This window comes from Mucilaginibacter sp. OAE612, assembly GCF_041806395.1.
Lineage (GTDB): Bacteria > Bacteroidota > Bacteroidia > Sphingobacteriales > Sphingobacteriaceae > Mucilaginibacter > Mucilaginibacter rubeus.
The window spans coordinates 523920-550160 of sequence record NZ_JBGMUW010000001.1 but is presented as its reverse complement, the minus strand read 5'-3'; the positions used below and the strand labels follow the sequence as shown (position 1 = coordinate 550160).

Annotated in this window: 26 protein-coding genes; 1 reads left to right on the top strand and 25 read right to left on the bottom strand. The window is 36.8% G+C overall.

What is annotated here, in order from left to right; all coding sequences use genetic code 11:
* Nucleotides 1–41: 41 nt before the first annotated feature.
* On the top strand, nucleotides 42–1436 hold the full coding sequence (locus ABID99_RS02425; protein WP_373612723.1) for an endo-1,4-beta-xylanase: 1395 nt from the start codon (nucleotides 42–44) through the stop codon (nucleotides 1434–1436).
* A 207-nt stretch (nucleotides 1437–1643) separates the two neighbouring features.
* Here the strand turns inward: ABID99_RS02425 and ABID99_RS02420 are convergent, their stop codons facing one another.
* The 25 genes from ABID99_RS02420 to ABID99_RS02300 all read right to left on the bottom strand — a co-directional run bounded on the left by ABID99_RS02420 (nucleotide 1644) and on the right by ABID99_RS02300 (nucleotide 26199).
* A complete protein-coding gene (locus ABID99_RS02420; protein ID WP_090528588.1) occupies nucleotides 1644–2588 on the bottom strand; it encodes a GDP-L-fucose synthase in 945 nt (314 codons plus the stop codon).
* A 1-nt stretch (nucleotide 2589) separates the two neighbouring features.
* Nucleotides 2590–3705 (bottom strand): GDP-mannose 4,6-dehydratase, encoded by a 1116-nt coding sequence (gene gmd / locus ABID99_RS02415; protein WP_090528591.1) that lies wholly within the window; start codon nucleotides 3703–3705, stop codon nucleotides 2590–2592.
* A 103-nt stretch (nucleotides 3706–3808) separates the two neighbouring features.
* Nucleotides 3809–4555: a WecB/TagA/CpsF family glycosyltransferase gene (locus ABID99_RS02410; protein WP_090528594.1), complete on the bottom strand. Its 747-nt coding sequence runs from the start codon at nucleotides 4553–4555 to the stop codon at nucleotides 3809–3811.
* Between the two features lie 187 nt (nucleotides 4556–4742).
* On the bottom strand, nucleotides 4743–5588 hold the full coding sequence (locus ABID99_RS02405; RefSeq protein WP_090528598.1) for a 6-hydroxymethylpterin diphosphokinase MptE-like protein: 846 nt from the start codon (nucleotides 5586–5588) through the stop codon (nucleotides 4743–4745).
* Nucleotides 5589–5623: 35 nt separating this feature from the next.
* Nucleotides 5624–6298: a cyclase family protein gene (locus ABID99_RS02400; RefSeq protein ID WP_090528601.1), complete on the bottom strand. Its 675-nt coding sequence runs from the start codon at nucleotides 6296–6298 to the stop codon at nucleotides 5624–5626.
* 84 nt (nucleotides 6299–6382) lie between these two features.
* Nucleotides 6383–6835, bottom strand: coding sequence for a YhcH/YjgK/YiaL family protein (locus tag ABID99_RS02395; RefSeq protein ID WP_090528604.1), 453 nt, complete (start codon nucleotides 6833–6835; stop codon nucleotides 6383–6385).
* Between the two features lie 7 nt (nucleotides 6836–6842).
* Nucleotides 6843–7907: an AroB-related putative sugar phosphate phospholyase (cyclizing) gene (locus ABID99_RS02390; RefSeq protein ID WP_188833322.1), complete on the bottom strand. Its 1065-nt coding sequence runs from the start codon at nucleotides 7905–7907 to the stop codon at nucleotides 6843–6845.
* Complete coding sequence (locus tag ABID99_RS02385; protein ID WP_188833323.1) at nucleotides 7900–8661, bottom strand: SDR family NAD(P)-dependent oxidoreductase; 762 nt, start codon at nucleotides 8659–8661, stop codon at nucleotides 7900–7902. The genes ABID99_RS02390 and ABID99_RS02385 overlap by 8 nt, the downstream gene beginning before the upstream one ends.
* 9 nt (nucleotides 8662–8670) lie before the next feature.
* Nucleotides 8671–9276 (bottom strand): SIS domain-containing protein, encoded by a 606-nt coding sequence (locus tag ABID99_RS02380; RefSeq protein WP_090528613.1) that lies wholly within the window; start codon nucleotides 9274–9276, stop codon nucleotides 8671–8673.
* 30 nt (nucleotides 9277–9306) lie between these two features.
* Nucleotides 9307–10299 carry a Gfo/Idh/MocA family protein gene (locus ABID99_RS02375; protein WP_090528616.1) on the bottom strand — a complete coding sequence of 331 codons (993 nt, stop codon included), beginning with the start codon at nucleotides 10297–10299 and terminating at the stop codon, nucleotides 9307–9309.
* 8 nt (nucleotides 10300–10307) lie between these two features.
* Complete coding sequence (locus ABID99_RS02370) at nucleotides 10308–11225, bottom strand: phosphoglycerate dehydrogenase (RefSeq protein WP_090528619.1); 918 nt, start codon at nucleotides 11223–11225, stop codon at nucleotides 10308–10310.
* A gap of 62 nt (nucleotides 11226–11287) precedes the next feature.
* Nucleotides 11288–12004: a cytidylyltransferase domain-containing protein gene (locus ABID99_RS02365; RefSeq protein ID WP_188833325.1), complete on the bottom strand. Its 717-nt coding sequence runs from the start codon at nucleotides 12002–12004 to the stop codon at nucleotides 11288–11290.
* 208 nt (nucleotides 12005–12212) lie between these two features.
* The gene (locus ABID99_RS02360; protein WP_373612722.1) at nucleotides 12213–13307 is read right to left on the bottom strand and encodes a glycosyltransferase family 4 protein; all 1095 of its coding nucleotides are present in this window, start codon (nucleotides 13305–13307) and stop codon (nucleotides 12213–12215) included.
* The gene (locus tag ABID99_RS02355; RefSeq protein WP_090528627.1) at nucleotides 13304–14494 is read right to left on the bottom strand and encodes a hypothetical protein; all 1191 of its coding nucleotides are present in this window, start codon (nucleotides 14492–14494) and stop codon (nucleotides 13304–13306) included. The genes ABID99_RS02360 and ABID99_RS02355 overlap by 4 nt, the downstream gene beginning before the upstream one ends.
* A 65-nt stretch (nucleotides 14495–14559) precedes the next feature.
* Nucleotides 14560–15987, bottom strand: a complete 1428-nt coding sequence (locus ABID99_RS02350; RefSeq protein WP_090528630.1) for an oligosaccharide flippase family protein — start codon at nucleotides 15985–15987, stop codon at nucleotides 14560–14562.
* A gap of 62 nt (nucleotides 15988–16049) precedes the next feature.
* Nucleotides 16050–16955, bottom strand: coding sequence for a glycosyltransferase family 2 protein (locus ABID99_RS02345; RefSeq protein ID WP_090528633.1), 906 nt, complete (start codon nucleotides 16953–16955; stop codon nucleotides 16050–16052).
* A 106-nt stretch (nucleotides 16956–17061) separates the two neighbouring features.
* Nucleotides 17062–17658, bottom strand: a complete 597-nt coding sequence (locus ABID99_RS02340; RefSeq protein WP_373612721.1) for a hypothetical protein — start codon at nucleotides 17656–17658, stop codon at nucleotides 17062–17064.
* A gap of 98 nt (nucleotides 17659–17756) precedes the next feature.
* Nucleotides 17757–18674: an NAD(P)-dependent oxidoreductase gene (locus ABID99_RS02335; RefSeq protein WP_188833327.1), complete on the bottom strand. Its 918-nt coding sequence runs from the start codon at nucleotides 18672–18674 to the stop codon at nucleotides 17757–17759.
* A 12-nt stretch (nucleotides 18675–18686) separates the two neighbouring features.
* Nucleotides 18687–19220: a dTDP-4-dehydrorhamnose 3,5-epimerase gene (gene rfbC / locus ABID99_RS02330; RefSeq protein ID WP_090528643.1), complete on the bottom strand. Its 534-nt coding sequence runs from the start codon at nucleotides 19218–19220 to the stop codon at nucleotides 18687–18689.
* Between the two features lie 31 nt (nucleotides 19221–19251).
* A complete protein-coding gene (rfbG, locus tag ABID99_RS02325; protein WP_373612720.1) occupies nucleotides 19252–20328 on the bottom strand; it encodes a CDP-glucose 4,6-dehydratase in 1077 nt (358 codons plus the stop codon).
* A 41-nt stretch (nucleotides 20329–20369) separates the two neighbouring features.
* Nucleotides 20370–21140 carry a glucose-1-phosphate cytidylyltransferase gene (rfbF, locus tag ABID99_RS02320; RefSeq protein WP_090528649.1) on the bottom strand — a complete coding sequence of 257 codons (771 nt, stop codon included), beginning with the start codon at nucleotides 21138–21140 and terminating at the stop codon, nucleotides 20370–20372.
* A gap of 27 nt (nucleotides 21141–21167) precedes the next feature.
* Nucleotides 21168–22409 carry an acyltransferase family protein gene (locus ABID99_RS02315; protein ID WP_373612719.1) on the bottom strand — a complete coding sequence of 414 codons (1242 nt, stop codon included), beginning with the start codon at nucleotides 22407–22409 and terminating at the stop codon, nucleotides 21168–21170.
* Between the two features lie 87 nt (nucleotides 22410–22496).
* A complete protein-coding gene (locus tag ABID99_RS02310) occupies nucleotides 22497–24896 on the bottom strand; it encodes a GumC family protein (protein WP_373612718.1) in 2400 nt (799 codons plus the stop codon).
* A 9-nt stretch (nucleotides 24897–24905) separates the two neighbouring features.
* Nucleotides 24906–25727, bottom strand: coding sequence for a polysaccharide biosynthesis/export family protein (locus ABID99_RS02305; RefSeq protein WP_090528659.1), 822 nt, complete (start codon nucleotides 25725–25727; stop codon nucleotides 24906–24908).
* Nucleotides 25728–25887: 160 nt separating this feature from the next.
* Entirely contained in the window at nucleotides 25888–26199 is a 312-nt protein-coding gene (locus tag ABID99_RS02300; protein ID WP_090528662.1) for a DUF3467 domain-containing protein, read from the bottom strand.
* Nucleotides 26200–26241 lie beyond the last annotated feature (42 nt).

Here is a 26241-nt window from a genome sequence, read left to right as displayed (position 1 = left end):
TTTACAAAAGAAAAAGGATTAACAAATAATTAATTGATAGCATGCAAATAAATAAATATCGTTCCCACATAATTATCTCATTACTTAGTCTTTTTTTGTTGTTCTTCTGTATCAATCTCTATTTCAAAGAGCGAGAGGTTCAACAACAGCGCACAGTAGCTGACCCTGAATTAAAATCAGCAGACAACGAGGTTAACTCAAAGGATGACAAATTAAGTGCAACCACACAGGAACAAAAGCAACCAGAACAAAAACAACCAGAACAAAAACCTATCCGCAATGCCATTGCAAGCCTGGCAAAAAAAGAGGATATTCAGGATAGTTCAGATCCCAGCACCCTGAAAAAACTTTTAATTAAAAAAGGCATTTATTTTGGCGATTTTTTGGGGAACGAAGATGTTGAACTCGCAGCTCCGCGTCCGGCGAACTTCTTAACACAAATTAACCAGTATTTTAATCTGTATACCGTGCCTGCCTGGTTTCATCATGTGGAACTCAAAAATGGCCAGTATGATTTTAGGGGCATTGATGAAGTTGCAGACTTTGCTGTAGCGCATGGCGCCAAAATACAAATGCAAAGCCCTGTGTGGTGGTATGTGCCTGATTGGGTAAAAAAAGGAAACTTTACGCCCGATGAGCTTAAAAATATCCTAAAAAATCATATCCAGGCTGTAATGCGCCATTATAGGGATAAATATCCGGGAGCCGTGCTTTCATGGGCCATTGTCAATGAATCGATGAGTGACAGCCCCGATTTTAATCCAAAATATTCGTTGCCAAACGGACTTAGAAGTAACTTACCAATATGGAATGTAATTCACAAGCCCGGTTCAAATGACCCTACTGATTATATTCAATTAGCATTTGAATGGGCGCACGAAGCTGATCCTACAGCGAAACTCTATTGGACCGAATTTAACGTTGAATACAAAGGTTTTAAAATGGACAGATGGTTTAATATCGTTAAACAACTAAAAGATAAAGGCGTTCCTATTAATGGCGTGGGTTTCCAAACTCATTTGTATCAGGGATATAACCATCCATTTAGCGAGTTAACTGAAAACATGGACAGGTTTGCAGCTATTGGCCTTACAAGCGAAATAACTGAGTTAGACGCAATTATGTCAACTACATCACCAGTTGACCCACCTTTATTCAGGCCAACAATTATCGGTTCACCAACCCAGGTTGATTTTGATAAGCAAGGAAAATTATTTGCCGGCGTAATTTCAGCCTGCATTAAGGCCCAAAAATGCGATGCTATAATATTATGGGGCGAATGGGACCCAACCAGCTCGACAAATACTCAATACAAAAACAAATTAACAGGAAATCCCCTTGGCAAGATGCACGCCAATATATTAGATGATAATTTGAAGCCTAAACCAGCGGTTGCCGCTATGGTTAATGCTGCCCGGCAACTCATATCTAAATAACTTATTACTTCAGAAAACGCCTCACGAAAACCGTGGGGCGTTTTAGCAAATTTTGGAGACATTATTATATAATCGCCATCCTAATAACAAATCCAGAAAGCCCCCAAAATCTTCAAAAAAAAAGTTTGCCTTATAAAAAGGCAAACTTTTTTTGAAATAACTGCCGCAAGCGGCATATAGTTAAAGCGCGTTATAAAACGGAATCATTTAACGTTGAGCAAATTCACCCTCTTTGCTCAAAAAATCCTGGTAAGCAAATTTAATTCCATCTTCCAGGCCGGTATGATATTTCCATCCGGCTTCACTCAACTTGGTTACATCCATTAATTTTCTTGGTGTACCATCTGGTTTAGAAACATCGAAAGTAATCTCTCCTTCATAACCGATAATTTTTTTAACAAGCAATGCCAAATCTTTTATAGATATATCCTCACCCGTGCCAATGTTAACAAGACCGGGTTCATTATAGTTCTCCATTAAATAATAGCATGCTTCGGCAAGGTCATCGGCAAATAAAAATTCCCGTTTCGGAGAACCCGTTCCCCAAATGGTTACAAACGGCGCTTCCTGCTCTTTGGCTTCATGAAACCTACGTATCAGTGCCGGCAAAACATGCGAATTTTGAGGATGGTAATTATCATTAAACCCGTATAAATTTGTAGGCATAACTGATATGTAATTACAGCCATATTGAGCCCTGTATGCATCGCACATCTTTATTCCGGCAATTTTTGCAACTGCATAAGGCTCATTCGTTTCTTCCAACAAACCCGTTAATAAGTAATCTTCTTTTAATGGTTGAGGAGCAAGTTTAGGATAAATACAACTTGAACCAAGAAACATCAGCTTTTTTACATCATTCAAGTATGATTGATGGATGATGTTGTTTTGTATTTGCAGATTATCGTACAAAAACTCGGCGCGGTAAACATTATTGGCTACAATACCTCCTACTTTTGCTGCAGCCAAAAAAACGTAATCTGGTTTTTCCTGTTCAAAAAAATCAGCTACCGCTTTTTGGTCTCTTAGATCAAGTGCAGATGAACTACGGGTAACAAAGTTAGTAAAACCCTCCTTTTCGAGCTTTCGCTGAATGGCTGAACCAACCATCCCCCTGTGACCGGCGATGTATATTTTACTTGATTTATCCATATTATTCAAATTGGTTTTTAATGCTGTATCCTGATTCTTTCAATAACTTTTCCCTTCTGAATAAATCCACATCAGCCGCAACCATTTCTTTAACCAATCCCTGCAGGTCATATTTAGGAGCCCAACCTAATTTTGTTTTAGATTTTGTTGGATCGCCGATAAGTAAATCAACTTCTGTCGGGCGGAAATACGCTTTGTCGACCGCTACTACTTCCTTACCAATTTCGATCTGAAAATCAGGGTTATTACAGCTAACAACATATCCAACTTCGTTAACACCTTCACCTTTAAATTCAATCTCGATACCAACTTCAGCAAATGCCAACCTTACAAATTCGCGAACCCTGGTAGTTACCCCAGTGGCGATAACATAGTCTTCAGCAACTTCCTGCTGTAATATAAGGTACATGGCCTCCACATAATCCTTGGCATGTCCCCAGTCCCTTTGAGCATCCAGATTGCCCAGAAATAATTTATCCTGCAACCCCATAGCAATTTTTGCAGTTGCGCGGGTAATTTTACGGGTCACAAAAGTTTCACCACGCAATGGGCTTTCATGATTAAATAAAATACCGTTGCAGGCGTAAATTCCATAAGCTTCCCTATAGTTTACAGTTATCCAATACGCATACATTTTTGCAACTGCATACGGAGAACGAGGGTAAAATGGAGTGGTTTCTGATTGAGGAACTGCTTGTACCAGTCCATAAAGTTCAGATGTTGAAGCCTGGTATATCTTGGTTTTCTTTTCAAGCCCTAAAATCCGGATTGCTTCAAGCAATCTTAAAGTACCAATACCATCAGCATTAGCTGTATACTCGGGAGTATCAAAGCTAACCTTAACATGCGACATAGCCCCAAGATTATAGATCTCATCGGGCTGTACTTGCTGAATAATGCGGATAAGGTTAGTACTGTCGCTAAGATCACCATAATGTAGGATCATATTTTTATTATCATCGTGCGGATCCTGATATAAATGGTCAATCCTATCTGTATTAAATAACGAGCTGCGGCGTTTTATACCGTGTACCACGTATCCTTTTGACAATAGTAGTTCGGTTAGATAGGCACCGTCCTGGCCTGTTATCCCTGTGATTAAAGCAATTTTCTTCATTATATTTTCTTTTATTAAATACTACAAACGGAACCTCTATTTCAAATAATTTCTGTTAGGCAACTATTACTTAAAATTAAACAGTTAAGCAAAAAGAAGCCGGCTACGAAGGAATAACCCTCCTTTTAAATTTGATCATAAATATTTCGTACAAAAAAATCGGCCCATAATATAAGTAACGTCTCCATAAGCGCCTTGGCTCCTTCAATAATCTCAGCAGCCATTCCATTCCCAGGTTAATTGCAAGCTTACCTGGTCGTTTTACTGTTCCTGCATAAAAATCAAATACTGCCCCTATCGAGCAAATTACATTTGCATCAATTTGATCTTTTAAAGCATAGGCCCATTTTTCCTGTTTTGGGGCTGTCATACCAACAAATAGTACATCCGGCTTAAAATCATTTATGGCTTTAAGCATTTCCTTATTATCGCTGTCGCTAAATTGCGGTTTATACGGGGGCGAATATGACCCAACTTTAATATTAGGATACTCATCATTTACCCGCTTTATGATTTTTCCTAAAGTTTCATCTGTTGCACCGAGATAGAAACATGAACCATTATTCAAATTTGCCTCATTTAACAAATAGCTATGTATATCGGCTCCTGCAATTTTCTTTATTCGTTTCCCGGTCAGCAATCTTGTAGCCCAAACAATAGCAACACCGTCGGGCAGCAGTATTTCAGATTTTTTAAGAGATTCTTTAAAATCAACATCTTCTTTAGCAATACAATATGAATATTGATTAATGGTTGAAATTAAGGCTTTCTCCTTTATAGAAACCTTATTCAATGAGTCAGCATAAACAGTATAGCCAAGACAACTTATAGTGTTGAATATATTTTTCATATGGTATTTATTTTCATGCAGCTAATATTTTTTATTACTAAAGGCCGCCTTTTTTGATTAAACTTTTAACAAATTTAATTTAAAACACGGAAAATATTGAAATTAAAGCACTGTAATTTACGATAAATTATCTTTTTTGCAATTGCCAATGTGATAAATCTGTTAACTACTTATGCCCCGTAAGGTGTTATCCTTTATTTCTTGAGGGAAATAATGAGTAAAAATCAATTTTTTCAAATATTTGCAAATTCCCGCCAATTGTGGCATCCTTAATTATCCGTCCATCTTGCTCAAACGCCTTCCGAGACAATTTATAGGCAAATTCTTCGCTTTGCAAATCCGGCGCAAACCATGTCATTCCAGGTTTATAATACCCTTTTATAAAATGATTGTCTTCTTTTCCTGTACTTTTAATAGTTGCCCCTGATTTCGCATTGGTATTATATGAGTGATCTTTTCCTATAATATATAGCTCGTTAAACCCCATATAAAACGCCAGCTGCATTGCCATATAAGTAACTGACTGGCCGGTACCATATCCTTGCCTGGCGATGTTTGTAGAAAATTCAGGTGTTAATTTATCTTTTATAAAGTATTGATTTTTTCTTTTTGAAAACTTGTGTCTATAATCCCAATTGAAAAAACATGGCAACTGTAAATTATCATAGTCATCAATAAATTGAGATAACTGTGCTTCTATATCGATACATGCTAAATATGTAGGCGAAAAACCAGTTTCTTTTTCCATTAAATAAATCCGGTTTAAGCCTATAGTATATTCATTTTTCAATAGTGAAAAATCGATATGCTTCAAACTTGGGCCATTGGCAATTAAAAAACACCGTTTACCGGCATGTATATTTTTAAATTGCTCAATACCGCTCCTGTTTGCTTTTGTGAATGGAAAAGGGGCAGCCCAAATAACTTTTTGAGGTATATCAGCAATCCTTCTCCAAATCGCTTTACTTATCCGTGATAGGGTAACATCGCTCCTTTTCAGGGTTAATAAACGTTTAATATTTCCTAATGCCATAATGTTTGATCAAGCTGTAATTATTTTTTCAGTGCTTAAGATTCCCGCTTTTTTGCCAAAACTGTTACAGCACCACCATTTCCATCTTCCACAAATAAAGGGGCTACAATTACCCATTCAAATTCATGATACGCTTCGTTTAACGCCATATCCTCTATTACAAGAATACTTTTCTTATCGCCGCCCGGGCAAAGGAACTGCCTGTGGCTTTCCCTTCCCTGTGGTCGGAACTTCCATGAAGTAAGGGATATAAAATCAAAGCCTACACATCTTAGTTCAGGGTATTCGGTTCTGAAGTAATCTGCCAGTTCCGGCGCCAACCCAGGGTTATCGTTCCAGTACTTATCGTCATTCCTGTAATTTTCAAATCCAGTACGTATCAGCAAAAGCTCAACATCTTTATTAATTGGTGGTAAATTTTCAAAATCACTGATGTTTATCAATTTTGCCTCGCTGCAAAGAATCTCTACCGTAACAACGTTTTTATAAAAATATTCTTCCAGGGGTATTTCAAAAGTCTTTTTTCCGTCCTGGCAAAAATGAAAAGGCGAATCGATATGGGTACCTATATGGTTATTTGAAAATATCCAGCAAGCCGTATTTGCCGTTTCGCCTTTTAAAATTGACGAATTATCCCTTATAAATACGCGATCCTTATTTCCGTACGACGGCGTATTTTGTGAGATAATATGTGAAAGGCGGATATTCATAGGGATAGATTTATTTTAAACATGAAATTTGGGCAGCAACAATGTTGATTAATATATAGCACCTGTTAACAGATTACCAACACGCTAAATAGCTACCTTAATAGTAATTTTTTTAATAAACTCTGGCTGATTAACGTAATGCTGAGGGCCGTGTCCGTCTTCGGGAAACATTATAGCAAATATTCCGTTCCCTATATCAACATGAGTACCCTGGCTTGATGGATCTTTATAGAAGGTACGGTCATGCTCTTCACTATACGGAATATTTACATTCATACCTTCAATTGGCGACCATTTAACCCTTTCAAGGCCCCTTATAGGATATTGAATGTCAATAACGTGTTTATGAGCTTCATATCCCCTTTCAAAGTTTTCAACGGTATTATATTCGCTAACAATCGCTTTTACGTTATCGTTAATTTTATAAACACCAACTTCAATATCCGGAGTGGCGTTTTGTAAATATTGAAGACCAGCATATATATCCTCAGAAATGCCTTTATATGTATCAATATTCTTTAATTTATCAACTATCATTGTATAATTAGTTTAATTCGTTTGTAAAATACTCGTTTAGCCATCCAACAAATTGTTCATCCATCGGCCTTAAATCTTTGAATATTTTGCCGTAACCTTTATTAAGGATCAAGCCCAATGTTTTACCTACGTTCTTTTTGTCTTTGCTTAATGCTACCGTAAATTTATCAAGCGAGATATCAGTAATAGAAGTTCCCTCCCACACTTGTTTTAATAACTCCCTTATGTTTTGACGCACCGAATTATCAATGTATCCAAGCTTTACTGATACAAAATTGGCCATATCCATACCGTAACTTACAGCAATTCCGTGAGGTATCCGATAATTAGTTAATGATTCGATAGCATGCCCGAATGAATGACCGTAATTAAATACAAGGCGCTCGTTTTTGTCAAATTCATCCCGCTCAATGTAGCCCTTCTTTATTTCCAGGCTTCTGTTAATGATACCGGCTAAAACTTTTTTATCTGTTAGGGCCTGTGCATATTCATTTTTAAACCTTGTAAAATCCTCTTCGCCCGATACAATGAAATAGTGACACATTTCGCCCATTCCTGATTTCAAATCCCACAATGAAAGGGTATCTAAAAATTCAAGGTTAATAAATATTTGGTTAGGCGGGTAAAAACCTCCCAGTTGATTTTTATATTGATTAAAATTGATAGAGGTTTTACTTCCTATACAGCTATCGCCCTGGGCAAGTAATGATGTTGGGAAAAAATACCAATCAACCCCACGGTACATGATTGACGCTATAAACGCTGTAGCATCCTGGGTTATACCGCCGCCAATGGCAACCAACCTATGATTTTTTCTGAAACCATTATCTATCAGGCTTTCAATTATAGGCATTACCCCCTGGTAACTCTTAACTTTTTCGGAGGCATCAATGCCAATGTGCCAATACAAATCAAGTACAGGCTGAAGCAGATCTTTATATAGCTCCTTTATTTTGTTATCAATGATAATTACGTCGCCTTCTTTAAGTTCCTTAAGTAAAACTCCTTGCGTATCATCTATAAACTGAACACCGTAATCGTGAACAATTGATTTTATTTTAAAATTATACATTGGTATATCCTCCGTCAACAATTATATTTTGACCTGTTAAATAACTATTTAAATTGCTGCTTAAAAAAAGTACAACGTTAGCAATTTCTACAGGTTGAGCCATCCTGTTCATAGGGATAACTTCAGTTAGTTTTTTCAAATCTTCGGCCGAGTTTGTGGTAGCTGTAAGCTCCGTAAGCGTAAAACCAGGCCCAACTGCATTTACCAGGATATCATACTTACCCAATTCAATTGCCAACGTTTTGGTAAGCCCAACAATGGCATTTTTATTGGTGGTGTAAACAGAACGCCCCGGCCTGGTAATAGTGCTCCAGATAGAGGTGATATTAACAATGCGGCCATAACCGTTTTTTTTCATCAGTTTGCTAACTTCACGGCAAAGCACGTACGGTCCCTTTACATTAACATTATGCAGCAAATCAAAATCGGCATCGGTAGTATCCACGTTGAGCGCAACCTTGTTAATCCCCGCATTATTGATAAGCACATCTATCTTATCTAATTCATTCAGTTTCAACAAAAACCTTTCAACTGATTCAGGACGGGTGAAATCAAGCTGTAAATAACTGATCCTCTTAACGGTATTTTCATTATTTAAACGCTCTATTTCGGAAGCATTAGTTCCGGTTAAAATTACAGAACAACCGGCTTCAAGAAAGCGTTCGGCTATCGCGTTGCCAATGCCCCTTGTACCGCCGGTTATAAGTGCCACTTTACCAGTCAGATCAATCTTTATGTTAGATATGCTATCCATAAAGAATAATTAGTTAGCAGTAAGTGCTAAAAACTCCTCGTCGGTTGAAAGGTAGTTTACTATTATATGATTTAAGATCATATGCACGTCTTCAATCGGGCCGTAATCTCCTTTAGGGTTTGGTGTATACAGTGGTATAGATGATATTTCATTTAATTTTCCACCCAAAAAGCCTACGAATGCAATTGTAGTACCGCCTAATTCATTAGCAAACTCGGCAGCCTTCACCAAATTTGGTGAATTTCCACTTGCTGATATAGCGATCAAAATGTCGCCTGAAACAAACTGACCGCGCATTTGCTCAACAAAAACATCGTCAAAGTTATTATCATTACCTATTGCGGTAATCATAGGTACGTTATCGGTTAAAGCGATAATCTTAGGGCGGAACTTTGAGAAATAACGAACAAAGAACCTGAAGTCGGCCTGCATGTGAGATGCTGTAGCAGCGCTCCCGCCATTACCAACAACATAAATGGTATTGCCGTTTTTAAAGGCGGTGATCATAGCAGTAATTACCTGCTCAAGTTTTGTAACTTCAATTTTATTTAAAATATCAGTCAAACGGGCGATATAATCACCCAGGTAGTTTTTAACTTTCTCTTGTCTTTCCATTGTAATAGATTTTTATCTTATTGTTACTAATTAAAATTCTTTTTGTTCGTATACTTTATCTATGATACGCATGAGTTTGTAAGCATCCTCCGAATTACCGATGGCTATCGGCTTATCAGCAGTAATTGAATCAAAAAAATGATCCATTTCGTAACGCCAGCTGTTGTTATCAACATACTTGGTTACTATTTCATCTTTCCAGGTAGCCGCAGGCGCCGTCGACCTGTTTTTGGCAATGGAGAGTGTTTCTTCGCCATATGACATTGATGATGTTATAAGGCCGTTTAATACCATATAACCTTTTTCAAGGAATATCTCTAACGAAAACAAATGGCGCCATTGCGACATGGTAGAGTGTAATGAAGCTACTTTGCCTGTTGCCGATTCTTTAAGGATCACAAAAGCGTTATCCTCAACATCCATGTGCCAATAAAGGTTTGAAACCTCTGCTTTAACAACATCAAAATCACCTGAGAGGTACAGGAACAAATCAAGCATATGAATACCCTGATCCATTAAGATACCACCGCCGGCTAATTCCTTTTTAGCCCTCCATTGGTTAAAATAATCGCTGGTTACACTTTTTCCGTAACGGCCACGCAACCATAATACTTTTCCATATTCACCGCTGTCAATCAGCTTTTTGATATGCATAACGCTATCATGATGACGGTGATTAAAACCGTACATCAATTTTTTGCCGCTGGCTGCTTCGGCCTTTTGTATCTCTAATATATCAGCACCGGTAAAAGCGGGTGGTTTTTCGCAAAAAACATGCTTTCCGGCATTCAGGGCCCGTATGGTTAAATCTTTGTTTAAAAAGTTGGGGGTGCAAACTATGATCGCATCTATATCTGCATGATTTATAATTTCCTCATGGCTGATATTGGGGATACCTTTTATTTCAGTTTCTCCATTGGGCTCAGATACAGCTACTACAACGCCTTTTTTAATTTCATCGATAGCCTGGTGCCGGATTTTTCCCATTACACCATAACCTATTATACCAATTTTGTAATTCATAGTATGTATTATTTTAGTGCGTTAATTAAGTTTTTAACAGCGTCAATTTCCATTAATAGTTTTCCTTCTTCGGCATATGAACCAAGGTGAGGGGTAAGCACTACATTATCCAGATCGCATAAAGGGCCTGAATATGGCTCAGAAGAGAAAACGTCAATAGCTGCTCCGGTTAATTTATTAGCTGCAAGGGCATTATATAAAGCTTCTTCATCAACAATACCACCGCGGGATATATTTACCAGGAACGCGCCTGTTTTCATCAAATCAATCTCTTTAGTACCTATTACCGCAGATCCGTCTTCATTGCCTGGTACATGAATTGTAACGACATCGGCTTTGGTTAACAATGTATCAAAATCAACCAATTCAACTCCGTTATCTGTTGCCCAGGCAGCATCAGCGTAAGGGTCATAACCAATTACCGGGTTCCCTATCCCCCTGAACAGTTGCGATACCAGTTTACCAATACGTCCTAAACCTACAACTCCAACAACTTTATTAAGAAAAAGGTTGCCTACCTGCTTTTTCCATACTTTATTTTTAAGATCAGCATGAGCCTGTGGTATTTTTCGCAATAATGACAGTGTCATAGCCAGTGTCAATTCTGCAACTGCCCTGGTTGGGCCATCGGGGGTATTGGTTACAATAATCCCTTTTTCGGCTGCGTATTTTAAATCTACGCTATCCATGCCTATTCCAACGCGGCTAATACATTTCAACTTAGGCAGTGCATCCATTACCCTGGCGGTAAGTGGTTCTACACCGGCTACTATACCAATGCAGTCTGCGGCCAACTCTATAACTTCATCTTCTGTTAGCTTTCTTCCGTAAGGGTTATTGATTACTTCATAACCATTTTGGAGAAGCAACTCTACAGGTTCATTTCCAACTTGGCCAAAAGACGAGGGCGAGGTTAATATTTTCATAGTATAAATTATCGTTCTTTTATTACAATTGTTATGTTGACAAAATGCAATGGTGTCCTTAATTACTTGCTCCAGTACTTGGGCGTTGCATTTTGGGTTGACTGATATTTCCTGGCAATTAATAGCGCCTCGGCAAGCCTGAAATCTTTTTCCTCGCTTACCTTCACAGCTACCAATGGGTCAAGCGGCCAAAAAAGCCTGTTCACCCCAAAATATCCGCTTCGGTTGTTTTCGTATAGTTTTCTAAAAACATTTGCGTTCCATATAGTTACAGCCCAATTACATATTGTAATCACCCTATTATTCTGCGACGGGGCAAGCGGGCCGTCAACTACAATGTTTATCGGTTCATTATCAACAAATGACTGCATTTGTGTTTGTGTACATCCAATAAGGGTGTCTGCATCTGATGCCGAATATGCCTCGAGCGCACCTTGGATATCAGCTTCCCGGATCAGAGGACAAACAGGATTAATAAGCACCAGTGTATCCGGATTTTTGGCATTAATAAAATCATAAGTAAAATCTTCGCCGGTTGCGTCGTCACCACCCAATAATGCGGGGCGCCGGTATACTTTACAATTTAAACTTTCAGCTATTGCCGCAAGCGAATCATCATCGGTGTTCACATAAACCTCATCCAATAGGTTACAACTTAAAGCACTTTCAATGCTATAGGCAATCATTGGTTTACCATCCATGTACCTAAGGTTTTTTGACTGTACCCTTTTACTTCCCCCTCTTGCGGGGATATGAGCTATTACTTTTCCTAATTTCATAGAATGAGATTATAATATTATTAACGACTGACTTTTAAATCAGATTATCCTTTTTTTGATTGTTGCTTTATCGCGATTAAACTTTTAGCAACAACTATTGATGCCTTCGCAGCTTTAATAGTGTATAATACCATGGGGTTGCCGTTTATTAATTCAAAATTTTTCAGCTGCCCTTTTACTACCCGGCATTTCTACAATGTATTCTATCTTAAATTGAATCAACTAAATATTTTATATTTTTAACATAATTATCAAACTCAGCAAAAGAACTTACACTTGCTTTAAGCTTGTCTTTGTCATAGTTTGTGTTTAACATGCTATTAATTTTGGCGGTTAATGCTTCTTTATCATCAAAGTTGATAAACTCAGCTCCCTTATTTACTTCTCTCAATACCGGAATATCAGAACATAACGCCGGCGTTCCAACGTACTGTGCCTCTATAGGTGGTAAACCATACCCTTCAAATGACGAACTGTAGATTAATAGTTTTGACGACGCTAAATGCTTATATTTTTCGGACTCAGAAATACCCGATTTAAAAACCAACTCGATACTGTTTTCTTTTGCCTGATTGATCAAAGCCTGATATATCTCCGGATTTAATTTTGCCGGATTACCAATAACAAGTAAAATATACCCGGCAGGTAAAGCATTTATAATATCGTTAAGCACATTTGAGTTTTTGTGCTTTTCTCCAAAACGTCCGAAATAAATAACCTGGTTTCTTTTTTGAGTATCGATAAAACCATCTGCAACCTTTGAGTTAATACTCAGATACAGTTGTTTAAAACTTAAGTTAGGATTAAATCGGGCATAATATTCTTCAGCATACTTTGTTCCTTCCTTCGTAGTTGACAGTATTGCATCAACTGATGGCAAAATCTTATTGCTATATTTATAAGCACTCTCCGGCCTGCTTTGCGGGGTTAGTTTATTAATCCAGTTTGGACTTTCGAAATCAAGAAACCACAACTGACATTTGGAAGCACGTTGAAACTTCTTAACAGTTGGATAGAAAAAGAACCTATCAAACACGATAGATTTTTTTGAAGCCAGGTGCGGAACAACCAGTAATAAATCGTAATTATTTACACGCGGAAAATTAAAATACTTACTCACTTTTAAGTGCAAATTTCCGCTTCCGGGGTAAATGTTAAAATCATCAAAAAACACCGGCGCTAAATTGGTATAATAATCAACCGTATAACCGTTTGCAGCAAAGCCATGCGCCATCATCAGCGCGTGGATTCGCCCTCCAGAATAGTTGTTTTTATAATTTAATGCAAATACAGCTACCTTCATGATTTAATAAGTTGCGTTTCTGCCTGACTATTTAACATTATCTTTTTTAACCGGGCTTTTTCATTGACTATATAAAGACAGATTGAAAAGCAGATAACGCCCGCAGCATAAGAAAATGGCCAGCTGAGTAAACTCATTAAGAGTATTGTTATTAAGAAAAAAAACTCCGTTGTTTTCTTTGACTTTCGCATGGTTTTGTATATCAGGGAAAAATATACACACAGATAAATTAGTCCAAAGCGTGCATAATCTCCTATGAAACCTACATCGGATAAAAAATACCCTTCAGATGCACCTAATCGCGTTACTTTGGCGCCATATGCCGAACTGGCATCATACTGTCCATTTCCAAACAATACCTCCGAAATATTATCAGAGAAATTAAACAAGAAATAATTGGCGGCCTTTACCCTGATGTAGCTATCGCCCTGATGTATCTGATCGGCCGTTAAAGCCGTTATCTCTTCATAATACTTAGTTGGGATTAAGAAAATAGCTGCTACAAATAAAAGGAACATTACCACTATCGCCCTTGCTTTTTCTTTAGAGTTGATAAATAAAAGGAATATACCAACGGCACAAGCAAACAATATATAGCGCGACCCCTGTAAAAACAAGCCTGCCGTTAAAAGAATAACTAATGCGAATTGAAATACCTTAAATCCCTGGCGGATCATTCTGTCAATCAGGAAAAACAGTCCCAGATATATGTATTCCTGCCCGTCGATTCTGAATCGAACGGTTGATCTTTCGACGAGAAAATTGGAACTATTTACAATTTCAATTGGATAAACTATTACCTGTATGATTACTATCAAAGAAACCAGTGATGCCAGGATCAATATGGTGTTATACATCATATCTATATCCGGCTTTGTTACCAACAGATAAAAATATAATAAATAAAAGTACATGAACCGCTGCTCGAGAAAAGTAGTCGCGAAATCCTGATCATGAAACATTATAGCATTGAACGCGCTGATAAAAACACAACCAAGTATAAAAAAAATCGGCCTTTGAAAAATGGTAAGTTTTAACTTATTCAAATTGGCTAACACAGTACCAAATAAATAAATTATAACCAGCGCCTGACTTACGGCAATAACATTCACGCTAAAAAAGATCAACCTGAAATAGCCCGATCCCATAAAAAGTATAAGCGAAAGAAAAATAGTTTTTAATTTCATCTATTTACCGTTTAACCCCCAACACTGCCATCTACGCATTATTATATTAAAAAAACTAACCACAGTTATTGATTTTCACGTTTAAAAAAAGCTTTAATGCTACTATTATTAAAGTACAGTATAACAAAGAATATCAAAGCACATACTCCTATTCTTAAGATCAAGCTATTATCTGGTATAAATATACCAATAGCTATTACCGCAAGTGAAGCTATTGAAGGCTTTATCATAACTGAAAACGTTAGCTTCAATGATCTGTAGAAAACCAAAAACAATAATGGCGTAATAATCAAATATGATAAAAAATATGCCAGCGCTTCGCCTTTTGCCCCATAGTACGACCCAAACCACAATACAGGAGTACATAATATAGCGTTCGCTATACCGCATATCGACAAAATCCTTTGTTTATCTGCTGCCATCCAAAGTGTTCCGACCAAACCCTGGATAGTAAATAAGAAAACAAACCAAATTTGATATTTAAAAATAAAAATAGCGGGCAGATAGTCCTTTCCGAATACAATGAGGATTATCTCCTTGCTGAAAATTGAAAAGAACACGCATATCAGCAATAAAATATTAATAAACAATGGCATCAATTGCTGAATCTTATCTTTAAAACGTTCGGCATTGTTAACCCATAACACGCTTACGTTAGGAAAAAAAGAAGAAAGTGCAAGAGTTGTAATTAATTTTACGGGCTGTGTAAGCCTGTTGCTTGTATTAAAGTATCCTAACTCAGCATTACTACTATTTATTTTCAAAAAGTTGTTTGCCAAAAAGTTTATCGGAAGATTTACCACGATTAGTATAAAGTATGGCAAAGCCTGACCAAAAATGTTTTTCACTGTCGCCGCAAAATCAACTATTTTGTTATCTAACAATTTAGCTTGTTTTAACGCAAAGTAGGCAACCACTATGTTTATAAACAACACTATAGTGTAGGTGATAAACATAGTTTGATAAGTAAACAATTTATTACTTATGACAAAAATGAAAACTACCCAAATGGCTAATGTTATTGATTTTAACACTCCGGGATAAAGCATTCTCTGATGAGCCATATAAACAGCTTCAGAAGTATCCCAAAAGTTCAACGACATTATATTAATACTTAAAATAACAAACGTAAATGCATCATAAGGAGATACCAACCAGCTGTACAGGCCTAATAAAATAATAGACCCAATAAATCCGATACCCTGCAGGTAAATACCAGCCCAAAAAATTGTATTTGATTGATTCAGATCTCTGGCTATATTCCGAATTAAAATATTCTTAATCCCGATAGAAGCTATGGTAGCAAATAACTGTCCCTGCACAAGTAGGTAACTAAATTCACCAAAGCCTTCTGATTTTAATCTCCGGGCTATATAAATTAAGCTCAGAAGGTTAAAAACCTGATAAACCAGGTTACCAAAAACCAACTCGCTAAAGTTTTTTACAACTTTTAAGGTGCCTACTTTTTTAAACTTCGCTACTAAACTAACCATTATCAAATTAAAATCTTTTTTCAGGCTGTAAAAATGGGATGGATCATCGCCTTACCTATTCACTATATCTTTTTAAACAACCCTACCATTAGCCCTTTTATATATACACCAACCTTATCAGGAAAATAATCTCTGAAAATGTACCTGTATACAAACTTAGGAAGCATCCATAATTGCTTGCCAATGCCATATACCAGGTTTTTGGCGGTTCCATGTTTCTTAATCAGATAGAAATAATTACGTGCGGTATAAAACAACGCTTCATTTGATGGGAACCGCCTTCCTTTTTCACCTGCGCCATCTTTCCATATATGTTCATGCCAGCAATGAACATCAGTGGTAACCGCTATCTTAATACCATGTTTTACTGCCCGGTAAAATACATCTGTTTCGTCGCCGTATAAAAATATCTTCTCATCGTAAAGACCAACTTTTTCCCAAAACTCCTTTTTAACCATATACATTCCTCCACAAACAAAAGTCACCTCTTTATAAGCCGGGATAGAAGCATCAAGTTTAGATCCTACATAATGTTTCTTTATCACAAAATCCTTAGTTGAAATTTCACCTCCGTATTCGCGAATTATGGGCGATCTTTTTTCATAAAAAATCACCGGGCATATAACTCCATATTCAGGCTTTTCTTCCATTATTTCAGCCATACGGGTAAGGCTGCCCTTTGGAAGGTACATATCCTGAATTATAAAAATGATGTGCGTACAATCCCGGGTCATGGCATATTTTATCCCGGCATTGAAGCCACCTGCTACACCACCATCTTTCTCAAGCTCAATAATTGTTGAATTTGTGTAATAGTCCCTAACTTTCTTTTTATAGCCGGGTTTTGAACCGTTATCAACAATTACGTGTTCATACACTTCATCTTTAAACTCATTATAAAAACTGCACCACTGGTCAAATTGATAATCTTCATCATGAGCCGTTGTAACAACAAGGATTTTATTCATAAAATAATTTTTCTATTATTAATAAGGATATTTTGAAACAAACATTAAATATTATTAAAGCCAAACAAAGATTGTATTAAGCAACTTCTGCGGCTTGTAAACACGGTTAAACTTTTTCCCATAAACCCGATTCTGCATTATATTTTTTTATGATTTTGGCAGGTGCTCCAGCAATCACACAGTAATCAGGATACTTTCCACTTACAACGCTATTAGCGGCAATTACACAATGCCTGCCTGTTTCGGTGCCCGGAAGTATAACCGAGTTGTTATAAACATAAGTTTGATCACCCAACTTTACCGGAAAGGTTTTGAGCTTAGTTTTATTTATCGGAATGTTAATGTCATCATGCGGATGTATTATATCAGTAATCGTTACGTTTGATGTGACAATTACATCGTTACCGATAACTATTGAATCTGCACAGGTAATATGGCAGTTTGGATGAATTTGCGAATTATCACCTAAAACTAACTTAGGTTCAAATTCCACTCCTGCATAACGTGGCAAAAGTTCTATCCGGCTGTTAGGTAAAAGAATTGCGTTATTTCCTAATGTAATTCCTTTAGCAAATACTAATATATTTTGCTTAAAAACTATGGCCTTTTTGCCAACTCCGTTAAAAAAAAACTTTAAATAAAATTGTGTAAAAACGTGACGATATGTTCTTTTGATTAACATTAACCTGGAAAAATAATCCATTTTGATTAATGTCTTGAGATATCGGAAAATCTTGTGCAACATACGTTGTTACGTTAATAGAACTGAATTTTAAATGTTAATTTGAGCCGGGCGATACCCTATTTAAGCAGATCAAATATCCTCGAAATTTCGGCTCTGATAGATTCTTTACCGGATAAACTGAATCCCGATTTTGTAATCATATCCGTACTTATCGAAACCTCGTTTGCTTCTAAAGGCTGATCAGATTTTATTACCAGTTTGCACTCTTCATTGTACTTATCCTCATAAATCTCTTTTACTATTCCAGCGATCTCAACTATGGTAAAATTGTTTCCGGATGCTCCGTTAACGATTGTATTTTCATAATCAGCAAATGATTCGCAGAGCATAATAGTAACGTTTGAAAGATCATTCAAATCGATAAAATCTCTTGTTTGCTTTCCGGAACTCATTAATGTGATGGTCTTTTTTTCAACCGCTTCTTTGCAAAAACAATTAGGCACAAGTGTCCATCTATCAATATCTTTATTAACCGGGGCACCATAAATATTAGTAGGCCTTACAATAATGTGCTTTATTGAAGTTGTGCGGCTAAACATCTTAACATAATCTTCGGCCTGCATGTGGGTTATAGCATAATCATTTACAGGCTCAAGCACCGTTTCTTCATTCATTACTCCACTTACCTTTCCATATACCTGGAAAGTTGAAAAGTAAATGAACTTGTTTATGCCGTTGGCCTTACACAGATCAAGACAGTATTTAGTACCCAATACTGTAGTGAGCATAGCTGTTTTAGGATCCAAAGAATCAATATCATTCGCGGCGGCCAAATGGATAAACACGTCATATTGATGCTTAAGTTCTATTTTTATTGGCTGCGTAATGTCCGCCTCATAAAAAACAATTTTTTCTGACTGAACAGAAAGATTGTTTTTTCTACCCAATACCCCTACCGCTTCGCTTTTGTCAATTATTTTATTTAATAAATTTGATCCGATATAGCCTCCGCCTCCGCTTATAAGTACTTTCATAGGTATGCTTGATTATTTTTTTATAAAATCAGGATGAGAATTATCTTTTTCAGAAATTATCGGATTGGTTATGCCCCAGTTAATACCAAATAACGGATCATTCCACCTTATGCCCCTTTCGCTGCCAGGAGTATAGAAGTTTGAAACCTGGTAAAAGATCTCAGAATTATCCTCATTTGTTAGATACCCGTGTGCAAATCCTTCAGGTACATATATCATCTTGTAATTATCTCCGGTTAATTCAACCGATATATGTTCGCAATAAGTAGCTGATTCAGGGCGGATATCAATAATAACATCAGTTATGGCGCCTCTTATACAGCGTATAAGTTTGGCTTCTTCAGCGCCGTCAATTTGGAAATGCATCCCCCTGAGTGTGTTTTTGTGTATTGATTTAGAAAGGTTGCTTTGAACCATGTTATATTTCAATCCCATCTTTTTAAACTCATCAGCACAAAATGCGCGGGCAAAAAAACCACGGTCATCCTGCCTTAAAGAAAGGTCAATTATGTAAGCTCCTTTTAATTTTGTTTCAGTAAATATCATTTTTCTATTATTATATAAAACTATTATACACTTAACTTAAAAAATAGCGCTCAATTTGTTTATAGCTAACCTCTTTCATATCCATATTATCGCGGTAAGCCTTGGTCCACTCAACGATATTTCCTAACGCGGTTTCTATTCCCCATTTAGGATACCATCCGAGCAAAGTTTTGGCTTTTGAGCAATCCAGTTTTAAATAATTGGCTTCGTGTGGGTTATTGCCGGTGTCCAATCCAAACTGAGCACCATCACCCCATAGTGAACATATCTTATCAATTATCCAGCCTACGTTCTTCGCGTCAGAGTCATCAGGGCCAAAATTCCATCCTTCAGCGTACTTAACACCATCCTGATACAATTTTTCGGCTAACGTTAAATAACCTGAAAGCGGCTCAAGAACATGTTGCCATGGCCTAATGGCATTAGGGTTTCTTATTACAACTTTTTCGTTATTAGTGATAGCACGAATAAAATCAGGTATTAAACGATCAACTGCCCAATCGCCGCCGCCAATCACATTCCCAGCCCTGCCAGATGCCAGGCCAACTCCATGTTGACTATATGCCTCCGGATTGAAAAAAGAATTTCTAAAAGATGATGTCACTAATTCCGAGCAACCTTTGCTATTTGAATATGGATCATAGCCGCCCATCGGTTCATCTTCTCTGTATCCCCAAACCCATTCTTTATTTTCATAGCATTTATCAGTGGTTACATTTACTACCGCTTTTACACTTTTTGTGTTCCTTATAGCTTGTAAAAGATTTACGGTGCCCATCACGTTAACCTCGTAAGTTTCTACAGGGTTTTTATATGATTCTCTTACCAGGGGTTGAGCAGCCATATGTATAACAACTTCAGGTTTCACCTCATCCATAAATTTCGCAAGGGCGTTATAATTCCTGATGTCATTTATTTCAGAAGTTACAAGTTCGTTCACACGAGCGATAGAAAACAAACTCGGAGTTGTTGGAGAAGGCAGCGAATAACCGTAAACTTTGGCACCTAACCTATTAAGTACTAAGCATAACCACGAACCTTTAAAACCAGTGTGCCCGGTTACAAGCACTCTTCTGTTTTTATAAAAGCCGTTAAACAAATTTTCCATAGTGTATTTTTAGTATAAGTACTTATCTATTATAGAAAAAACTACCATTTAATCCATGAGGCGGTACCTGAAGCAATCATTTCTTCGAGTTGCGCTTTATCTCTCACGGTATCCATAGGTTTCCAGAAACCGTGATGTTTGTAGGCGAACAATTGGCCGTCTTTCGCAAGATTCTCGAGTGGTGCCCGTTCAAATATTGTAGTATCATCTTCAAGATAATCGATAACTTCAGGCTGACAAACAAAGAAACCACCATTACTCCATCCTCCATCGCCTTTCGGTTTCTCCTGGAACGACAAAATCTTTTGGCTATCATCAAAGTTTATCAACCCAAAACGGCCTTCGGGTTGTACAGAAGTGAGCGTTATTAATTTGCCGTGAGATTCATGAAAAGCTACCAGTTCGTTTACATCGATGTCGGCAACACCGTCACCATAGGTTAGCATAAATGGTTCGCCGTTTAGGTATTCTTTTACACGTTTTAAACGGCCACCTGTCATTGTTTCTAAACCGGTATCAACCAATGTAATATTCCATGGCTCAGCTTGGGTATCGTGAACCTTTACATCGTTATTTGCCAGGTTGATTGTTACGTTGGATTTATGCAGGTAATAATTGGCAAAATATTCCTTTATCAAGTAGCCTTTATAACCGAGGCAAACAACAAAGTCTGTAAACCCGTAGTGAGAATAAATTTTCATTATATGCCATAATATTGGCATACCCCCGATTTCAACCATTGGTTTTGGCTTAAGTATCGTTTCTTCTGATAATCGGGTTCCTAATCCACCAGCTAATATTACTACTTTCATGCTTAATTATTTAATATTATAAATTGTTTATATGGCTTTAATTTTAACTTGTTCCTCAGTTTTTTTTTTATTATCCACTTCTGCTTTCTTTCCCTTTAACTTTTTGGCTAATTCTCTACCGTAATCATTTATTGGGGTTTCCACATATCTATAAAACACATATGACAAGCCCAGTGTTAATGGTATAAGCAACACCCATATTTCAAACAGTTGCCATTTTTGCAACAGCAAATAAGTAACACTTAATAATAGTAAGGGATGAATCAGGTAAAGGCTATATGATATCTGGCCTAATCGAAGCCAAATAGAATGTAATAACCTCCGTTGAAACACACTATGAAATGACAAGATGATAAAGGCCAAACTTGCAAACATTTGCACCTCATAACTTATGCTATCAACTATGTAATACAGGGCAGGCACCGGTTCAATAAAATGCTTTAGCCCATCAATACAATAAAGAATAACCATAATAAAGAACAAAACACAGGCAGATAAATTTGAGTAGTTATTTATTTTATTAACCCAAAATTTCAGATACTTATTTAAGTAAGCGCCCAAAATAAAAGGAGACACATAATGTAAAACTTTTGCATCATAGATAATCTTGGGGTTATCGCTTAATAAAGAAAAAGAAAAATGCGATACTAAGATTACTACTATTAAAAACACCGCGTTTTTATATCCATTATTGAGCCGGTCCATCAATAAAATAAAAAGCGGCAATAATATAGATATCTTTATTTCAATTATTAAACTCCACAATGTAGTATCAACATTGTGCGTACCGCCTTGTAAAAAAAGAAATTTAATAAAATTGATTACAGAAACAGGGTGCTCCCACATTTTTTTAAACCAAAAGCTAATTTCAGGGTGGCTGTTAATACCCGGGGTGTAAAAAAGCTTTCTTAAAATTATTGAGAGTACAATAACGATAATAAAAGGCACCCATAATCTAAAAAATCTCTTTACTAAATATTGCTTAAATAGCAGATAATTAACTCTGTTAAATAGTGTTCCTGATAAAACAAACCCGCTTAGTATGAAAAAAAAAACAACGGCTTCATTACCAGCTTTAAAGAACGCTAACGGAGTATAGGTAAGGATATATGCCCACTTTGAGGTGCTATACATAGTGCCCGCATCGGGCACTCCCCAGTAAGTAGCCGCAAAGAATACCGATGAGATCGATAGCAAATGCATCAAAAAAACCTGAGAACTCGCAATCCCTCTTAGTGAATCAAGCTGCTCATACCTATTCCCTGCCATAAAAAATAAATTTTAGTTATCAATAATTCGATGCTGATTATTGTTAGATAGTATTATGAGATCAACTAAATAGTTGATCTCATAATGCTATTTCTTCTTCTTGATGAAGTCAAAAAAGCCCTTTTTTGAGTTTCCCTGATCTATATAATCACCATAGCCATAACCGTAACCATAGCCGTACCCGTAGCCGTACCCGTAACCATAGTACCCGCCTTTCTTAGTCTCGATATCATTAATGACCAAATAAGCTTTTTTCATTTTATTTGATACAACAAGATCATTTATAAGACCTAATTGAGCTTTTAAAGTATAACGCTGCCGTACTATATACAAAGTGAGGTCGGCATATTTCTCAATTAACAATGCATCAGAAACCAAACCTACTGGGGCGCTATCTATAATTATATAATCAAATTTTTTCTTTAATTCTTCAATCATAGTACCAAGCTTGGCGCTGAGTAGTAATTCGGACGGGTTTGGAGGAATGGCGCCTGAACTAATGATGAAACAATCTTCGCTAAACCATGTAGGTTTAATAATTGCGTCAACTTCAACCGTGTTTGATATAGCGTAATTCGTAAACCCGTAGCTATTATCAATCCCTATGTTTTGAGACAGCTTTGGTTTACGTAAATCCAACTCTATAAAAACAACCTTTTTGCCACTCAGAGCCAATACACTACCCAGGTTCAATGATATAAATGACTTCCCTTCACCACTCATGCTTGATGTTACCATTATTACCTGTGGTTTGTCAGCATTTAATAGAAACTGAGAATTTGTTCTCAATCCTCTAAACTGTTCGGAAATGATAGATCTTGATTTATTGGTAACCACTAACGATTGTTCTTCGTCATTGTGGCTAATTTCTCCAACAACCGGTATTTTAGTATGTTCCTCAACGTCATATTTGGAAATAATTTTGACGTTCAACATTTCTCTTATCCCCAGAAAAACTAACGGACAAACAAAGCCCATTATTAAACACAATACAAAAACCAGTGATATTTTTGATTTATCAGGCTCATAGCTGCTTTTAGCCGGGTCTACTACCCTTGCTGTTGAAATGGTTGATGTTTTAGATATTGCTGTTTCTTCCCGTTTTTGCAATAAGTAAACATACAGGTCCTGCTTAACTGTTTGCTGTCTTGTATAATCTAAGAATATTCTTGCCTGGGCGGGCACATTTTCTATTTTATTTAAAGAACTATTGCTTTGATTTTGGAGATTGGCTCTGCTTACGGTTAACCCTTTTAAGTACGAATTGATATTTTTCAGTACGATAAGGCGTAGGCTCTCAATTTGACTATCAAGAGCTTGTATATAAGGGTTTTTTTCGGTGCTTGCCAAACTTTGGCGATCACGATCAAGCAACAATTCATTATAGCGCCCTACAACATCAGAGATAGTTTGATTATCAGATCCTAACGCTGTAACAGGGATAACCTTTTTGTTATTTGGATTATTCAGAAACTTCAACAAATCCTGAACTACCGAAATTTGTACATCAAGTGCACTGATCTGTTTTTGGAAATCGCTTGCAGATCCTATCAAAGCTTTTGATTGTTCATCAACATCGGCAATCTTATTTGTTTTTCGGAATTGCTCAAAACTCTGTTCTACTCCTTGCAATTGCTTGCCTACCAATTCTAACCGTTCGTCAATAAATGTAAGGGTACTATCAGCAATCTGAACTTTATTATCCCTGTTGGCTTTCAGATAAATCTCCATCATCTTATTCAAGATGGCCTCACCCTTTTTTGAATTGGGATAATCTAAAGATAGATTGATCGTAGTGGTCGTTTTACTGGACAAACTTACCTGTACACCTTTAGATAGAGCTTCAACAGAAGATTCGACAGACGCAATATCCACAACATAACCGATCTTGTCTACCGGGTTTCCCGTCGGATTGAAAACAATATCATATTGCGGTAAACTTACTTTCTGACCATACTTGGCATTTATATCAATATCTTCAACGCTGTTGTGTATATGTATCAGATCATTTTTAACTGTTACATTATACCTTCTGAGATCAATAGAATCGCGTTTATTGGTAACGTCAACTGTGAAAGGAGCTTCGTCAAAAAGTTCTGTTTTCTTAATTCTCCCATTTAATCTAATTACAACGTTTAAATTCAACGCCTTTACTACGTTGCTTACGATGTGCCTTGAGTTCAATATCTGAACTTCATTTTCGGCGTTATTAGGGATACCGAATAAAGATGATATATCAGTTAAATTACTTAAGCCGCCTGCCGCAGAACCGCCTCCCCCTGTTTTATCTTCGGGCTCAACTATCATTAAAGCATTAACTTTATAATTAGGAGTGGCATATCTTTTGTAAACTAATCCCACAGCTCCAAACACCACTATACAAATCAAAAACAGCGGCCAGTTTGTGATAACCCTTGCAATGTATTTCTTATAATCAATACCTACTTCTTCCTGAGATTTTTCAAGACTTTGGTTATTTAAATTCATTCCTGAATATTATTTTCTTGTAAATAAAACGATTAGTACTGACAGTAAGGACCCAACTAAGGTGTAATATCTTGCTTGTGAAGCATCGGTTGTTGAAACTTTACCTGGTCCGGGTTCTACATAAATTATGTCATTTTGATGCAGATAAAAGTAAGGAGAACTCATTATGTCGCTTTTTTTCAGATTAAAACGATATGGAGTTTTAGTACCATCTTTATTTTCACGTATTAATAATACGTTATCCCTTTTTGCGAAAATTGTTAAATCACCTGCCAAAGCGATAGCGTCGAGCACACTTACCTTTTCATTTGGTAAAACATACATTCCTGGTTTGAGTACTTCCCCAGTTACACTTACTTTGAAATTTGCATAACGCACTATTACTGTTGGCTCTTTGTAATATTTTATGGCCTCCGCCTTTATTACTTCAGTAGCTTCAGATGTAGTATAGCCGGCAACTTTGATTTTTCCGAGTATTGGAATGGTAATAAAACCATCTTTATCAACTAAAATACCTAACGATGGTTGCTGACTAACACTCGACAAACTTGTAGGATTTAATGAGGTGCCTGTACTTGGAAACGGAAGATTGCCAACATTAATAGCTGCAGTATTTTGAGGATCGATAGTCTGCACAACAATTGTTAGGATATCATCGGGTTGAATTACCGGAGGTTGATAATCTGCTTTAGAGATCGTTTTCATCTGACCGGAGTCAGCAAGATCTTGAAAATATTTTACCTTTTTGGCCGAATTGCAAGAAAGCAGCCCTGCAGAAATGAATAAAATGAACAGAACTAAAAATGAATTTACAATATGGGATTTTCTCATAGAACTTAGGAATTCATGTCTTTATAGGTGTAAGTTGTAAAACGTTGCAATATATACACTTTTTTCTCAAAAACAACACATTATTATTAAATTTTTCACAAACAAGGCATAAGCATAACTTTTCCTTAACCAAAATGGCATTTTAATATAATATTATCAATTATGCTTGCCCCATTGTACCGCCAAAATTCATAGGGAAACCTGGATGATCAGGCTGTACTTTGATGCGGCCGTTAATGGCTTCATACTTTTCAATGTTATCTTCCAGGGCCGAAAGAAGGCGTTTGGCATGCTCGGGGGTTAATATGATCCGCGATTTTACCCTGGCTTTGGGTACGCCTGGCATTACCCGGATAAAATCCAATACAAACTCAGAGTTTGAATGAGTAATGATAGCCAGGTTTGAGTAGATACCTTCTGCAATTTCTTCTGAAAGCTCAATGTTGAGCTGATTTTCATTTTGTTCTTCCATGCTACTAAAATAACAAAAAGACGTTCTCCATAAACAGCCTTT

Excerpts from the sequence above, each read along its gene's own strand:
- ABID99_RS02380 (WP_090528613.1), bottom strand. The coding sequence starts at position 9,276 with ATGGAAAGACAAGAGAAAGTTAAAAACTACCTGGGTGATTATATCGCC.
- ABID99_RS02385 (WP_188833323.1), bottom strand. The coding sequence starts at position 8,661 with ATGGATAGCATATCTAACATAAAGATTGATCTGACTGGTAAAGTGGCA.
- ABID99_RS02315 (WP_373612719.1), bottom strand. The coding sequence starts at position 22,409 with ATGGCAGGGAATAGGTATGAGCAGCTTGATTCACTAAGAGGGATTGCG.
- ABID99_RS02345 (WP_090528633.1), bottom strand. The coding sequence starts at position 16,955 with ATGAATAAAATCCTTGTTGTTACAACGGCTCATGATGAAGATTATCAA.
- ABID99_RS02300 (WP_090528662.1), bottom strand. The coding sequence starts at position 26,199 with ATGGAAGAACAAAATGAAAATCAGCTCAACATTGAGCTTTCAGAAGAA.
- ABID99_RS02425 (WP_373612723.1), top strand. The coding sequence starts at position 42 with ATGCAAATAAATAAATATCGTTCCCACATAATTATCTCATTACTTAGT.
- ABID99_RS02420 (WP_090528588.1), bottom strand. The coding sequence starts at position 2,588 with ATGGATAAATCAAGTAAAATATACATCGCCGGTCACAGGGGGATGGTT.
- ABID99_RS02410 (WP_090528594.1), bottom strand. The coding sequence starts at position 4,555 with ATGAAAAATATATTCAACACTATAAGTTGTCTTGGCTATACTGTTTAT.
- ABID99_RS02390 (WP_188833322.1), bottom strand. The coding sequence starts at position 7,907 with ATGTATAATTTTAAAATAAAATCAATTGTTCACGATTACGGTGTTCAG.
- ABID99_RS02335 (WP_188833327.1), bottom strand. The coding sequence starts at position 18,674 with ATGAAAGTACTTATAAGCGGAGGCGGAGGCTATATCGGATCAAATTTA.
- ABID99_RS02340 (WP_373612721.1), bottom strand. The coding sequence starts at position 17,658 with ATGGATTATTTTTCCAGGTTAATGTTAATCAAAAGAACATATCGTCAC.
- rfbC (WP_090528643.1), bottom strand. The coding sequence starts at position 19,220 with ATGATATTTACTGAAACAAAATTAAAAGGAGCTTACATAATTGACCTT.
- ABID99_RS02365 (WP_188833325.1), bottom strand. The coding sequence starts at position 12,004 with ATGAAATTAGGAAAAGTAATAGCTCATATCCCCGCAAGAGGGGGAAGT.
- ABID99_RS02360 (WP_373612722.1), bottom strand. The coding sequence starts at position 13,307 with ATGAAGGTAGCTGTATTTGCATTAAATTATAAAAACAACTATTCTGGA.
- ABID99_RS02355 (WP_090528627.1), bottom strand. The coding sequence starts at position 14,494 with ATGAAATTAAAAACTATTTTTCTTTCGCTTATACTTTTTATGGGATCG.
- ABID99_RS02310 (WP_373612718.1), bottom strand. The coding sequence starts at position 24,896 with ATGAATTTAAATAACCAAAGTCTTGAAAAATCTCAGGAAGAAGTAGGT.
- rfbG (WP_373612720.1), bottom strand. The coding sequence starts at position 20,328 with ATGGAAAATTTGTTTAACGGCTTTTATAAAAACAGAAGAGTGCTTGTA.
- gmd (WP_090528591.1), bottom strand. The coding sequence starts at position 3,705 with ATGAAGAAAATTGCTTTAATCACAGGGATAACAGGCCAGGACGGTGCC.
- ABID99_RS02350 (WP_090528630.1), bottom strand. The coding sequence starts at position 15,987 with ATGGTTAGTTTAGTAGCGAAGTTTAAAAAAGTAGGCACCTTAAAAGTT.
- ABID99_RS02305 (WP_090528659.1), bottom strand. The coding sequence starts at position 25,727 with ATGAGAAAATCCCATATTGTAAATTCATTTTTAGTTCTGTTCATTTTA.
- ABID99_RS02370 (WP_090528619.1), bottom strand. The coding sequence starts at position 11,225 with ATGAAAATATTAACCTCGCCCTCGTCTTTTGGCCAAGTTGGAAATGAA.
- ABID99_RS02375 (WP_090528616.1), bottom strand. The coding sequence starts at position 10,299 with ATGAATTACAAAATTGGTATAATAGGTTATGGTGTAATGGGAAAAATC.
- ABID99_RS02395 (WP_090528604.1), bottom strand. The coding sequence starts at position 6,835 with ATGATAGTTGATAAATTAAAGAATATTGATACATATAAAGGCATTTCT.
- rfbF (WP_090528649.1), bottom strand. The coding sequence starts at position 21,140 with ATGAAAGTAGTAATATTAGCTGGTGGATTAGGAACCCGATTATCAGAA.
- ABID99_RS02405 (WP_090528598.1), bottom strand. The coding sequence starts at position 5,588 with ATGGCATTAGGAAATATTAAACGTTTATTAACCCTGAAAAGGAGCGAT.
- ABID99_RS02400 (WP_090528601.1), bottom strand. The coding sequence starts at position 6,298 with ATGAATATCCGCCTTTCACATATTATCTCACAAAATACGCCGTCGTAC.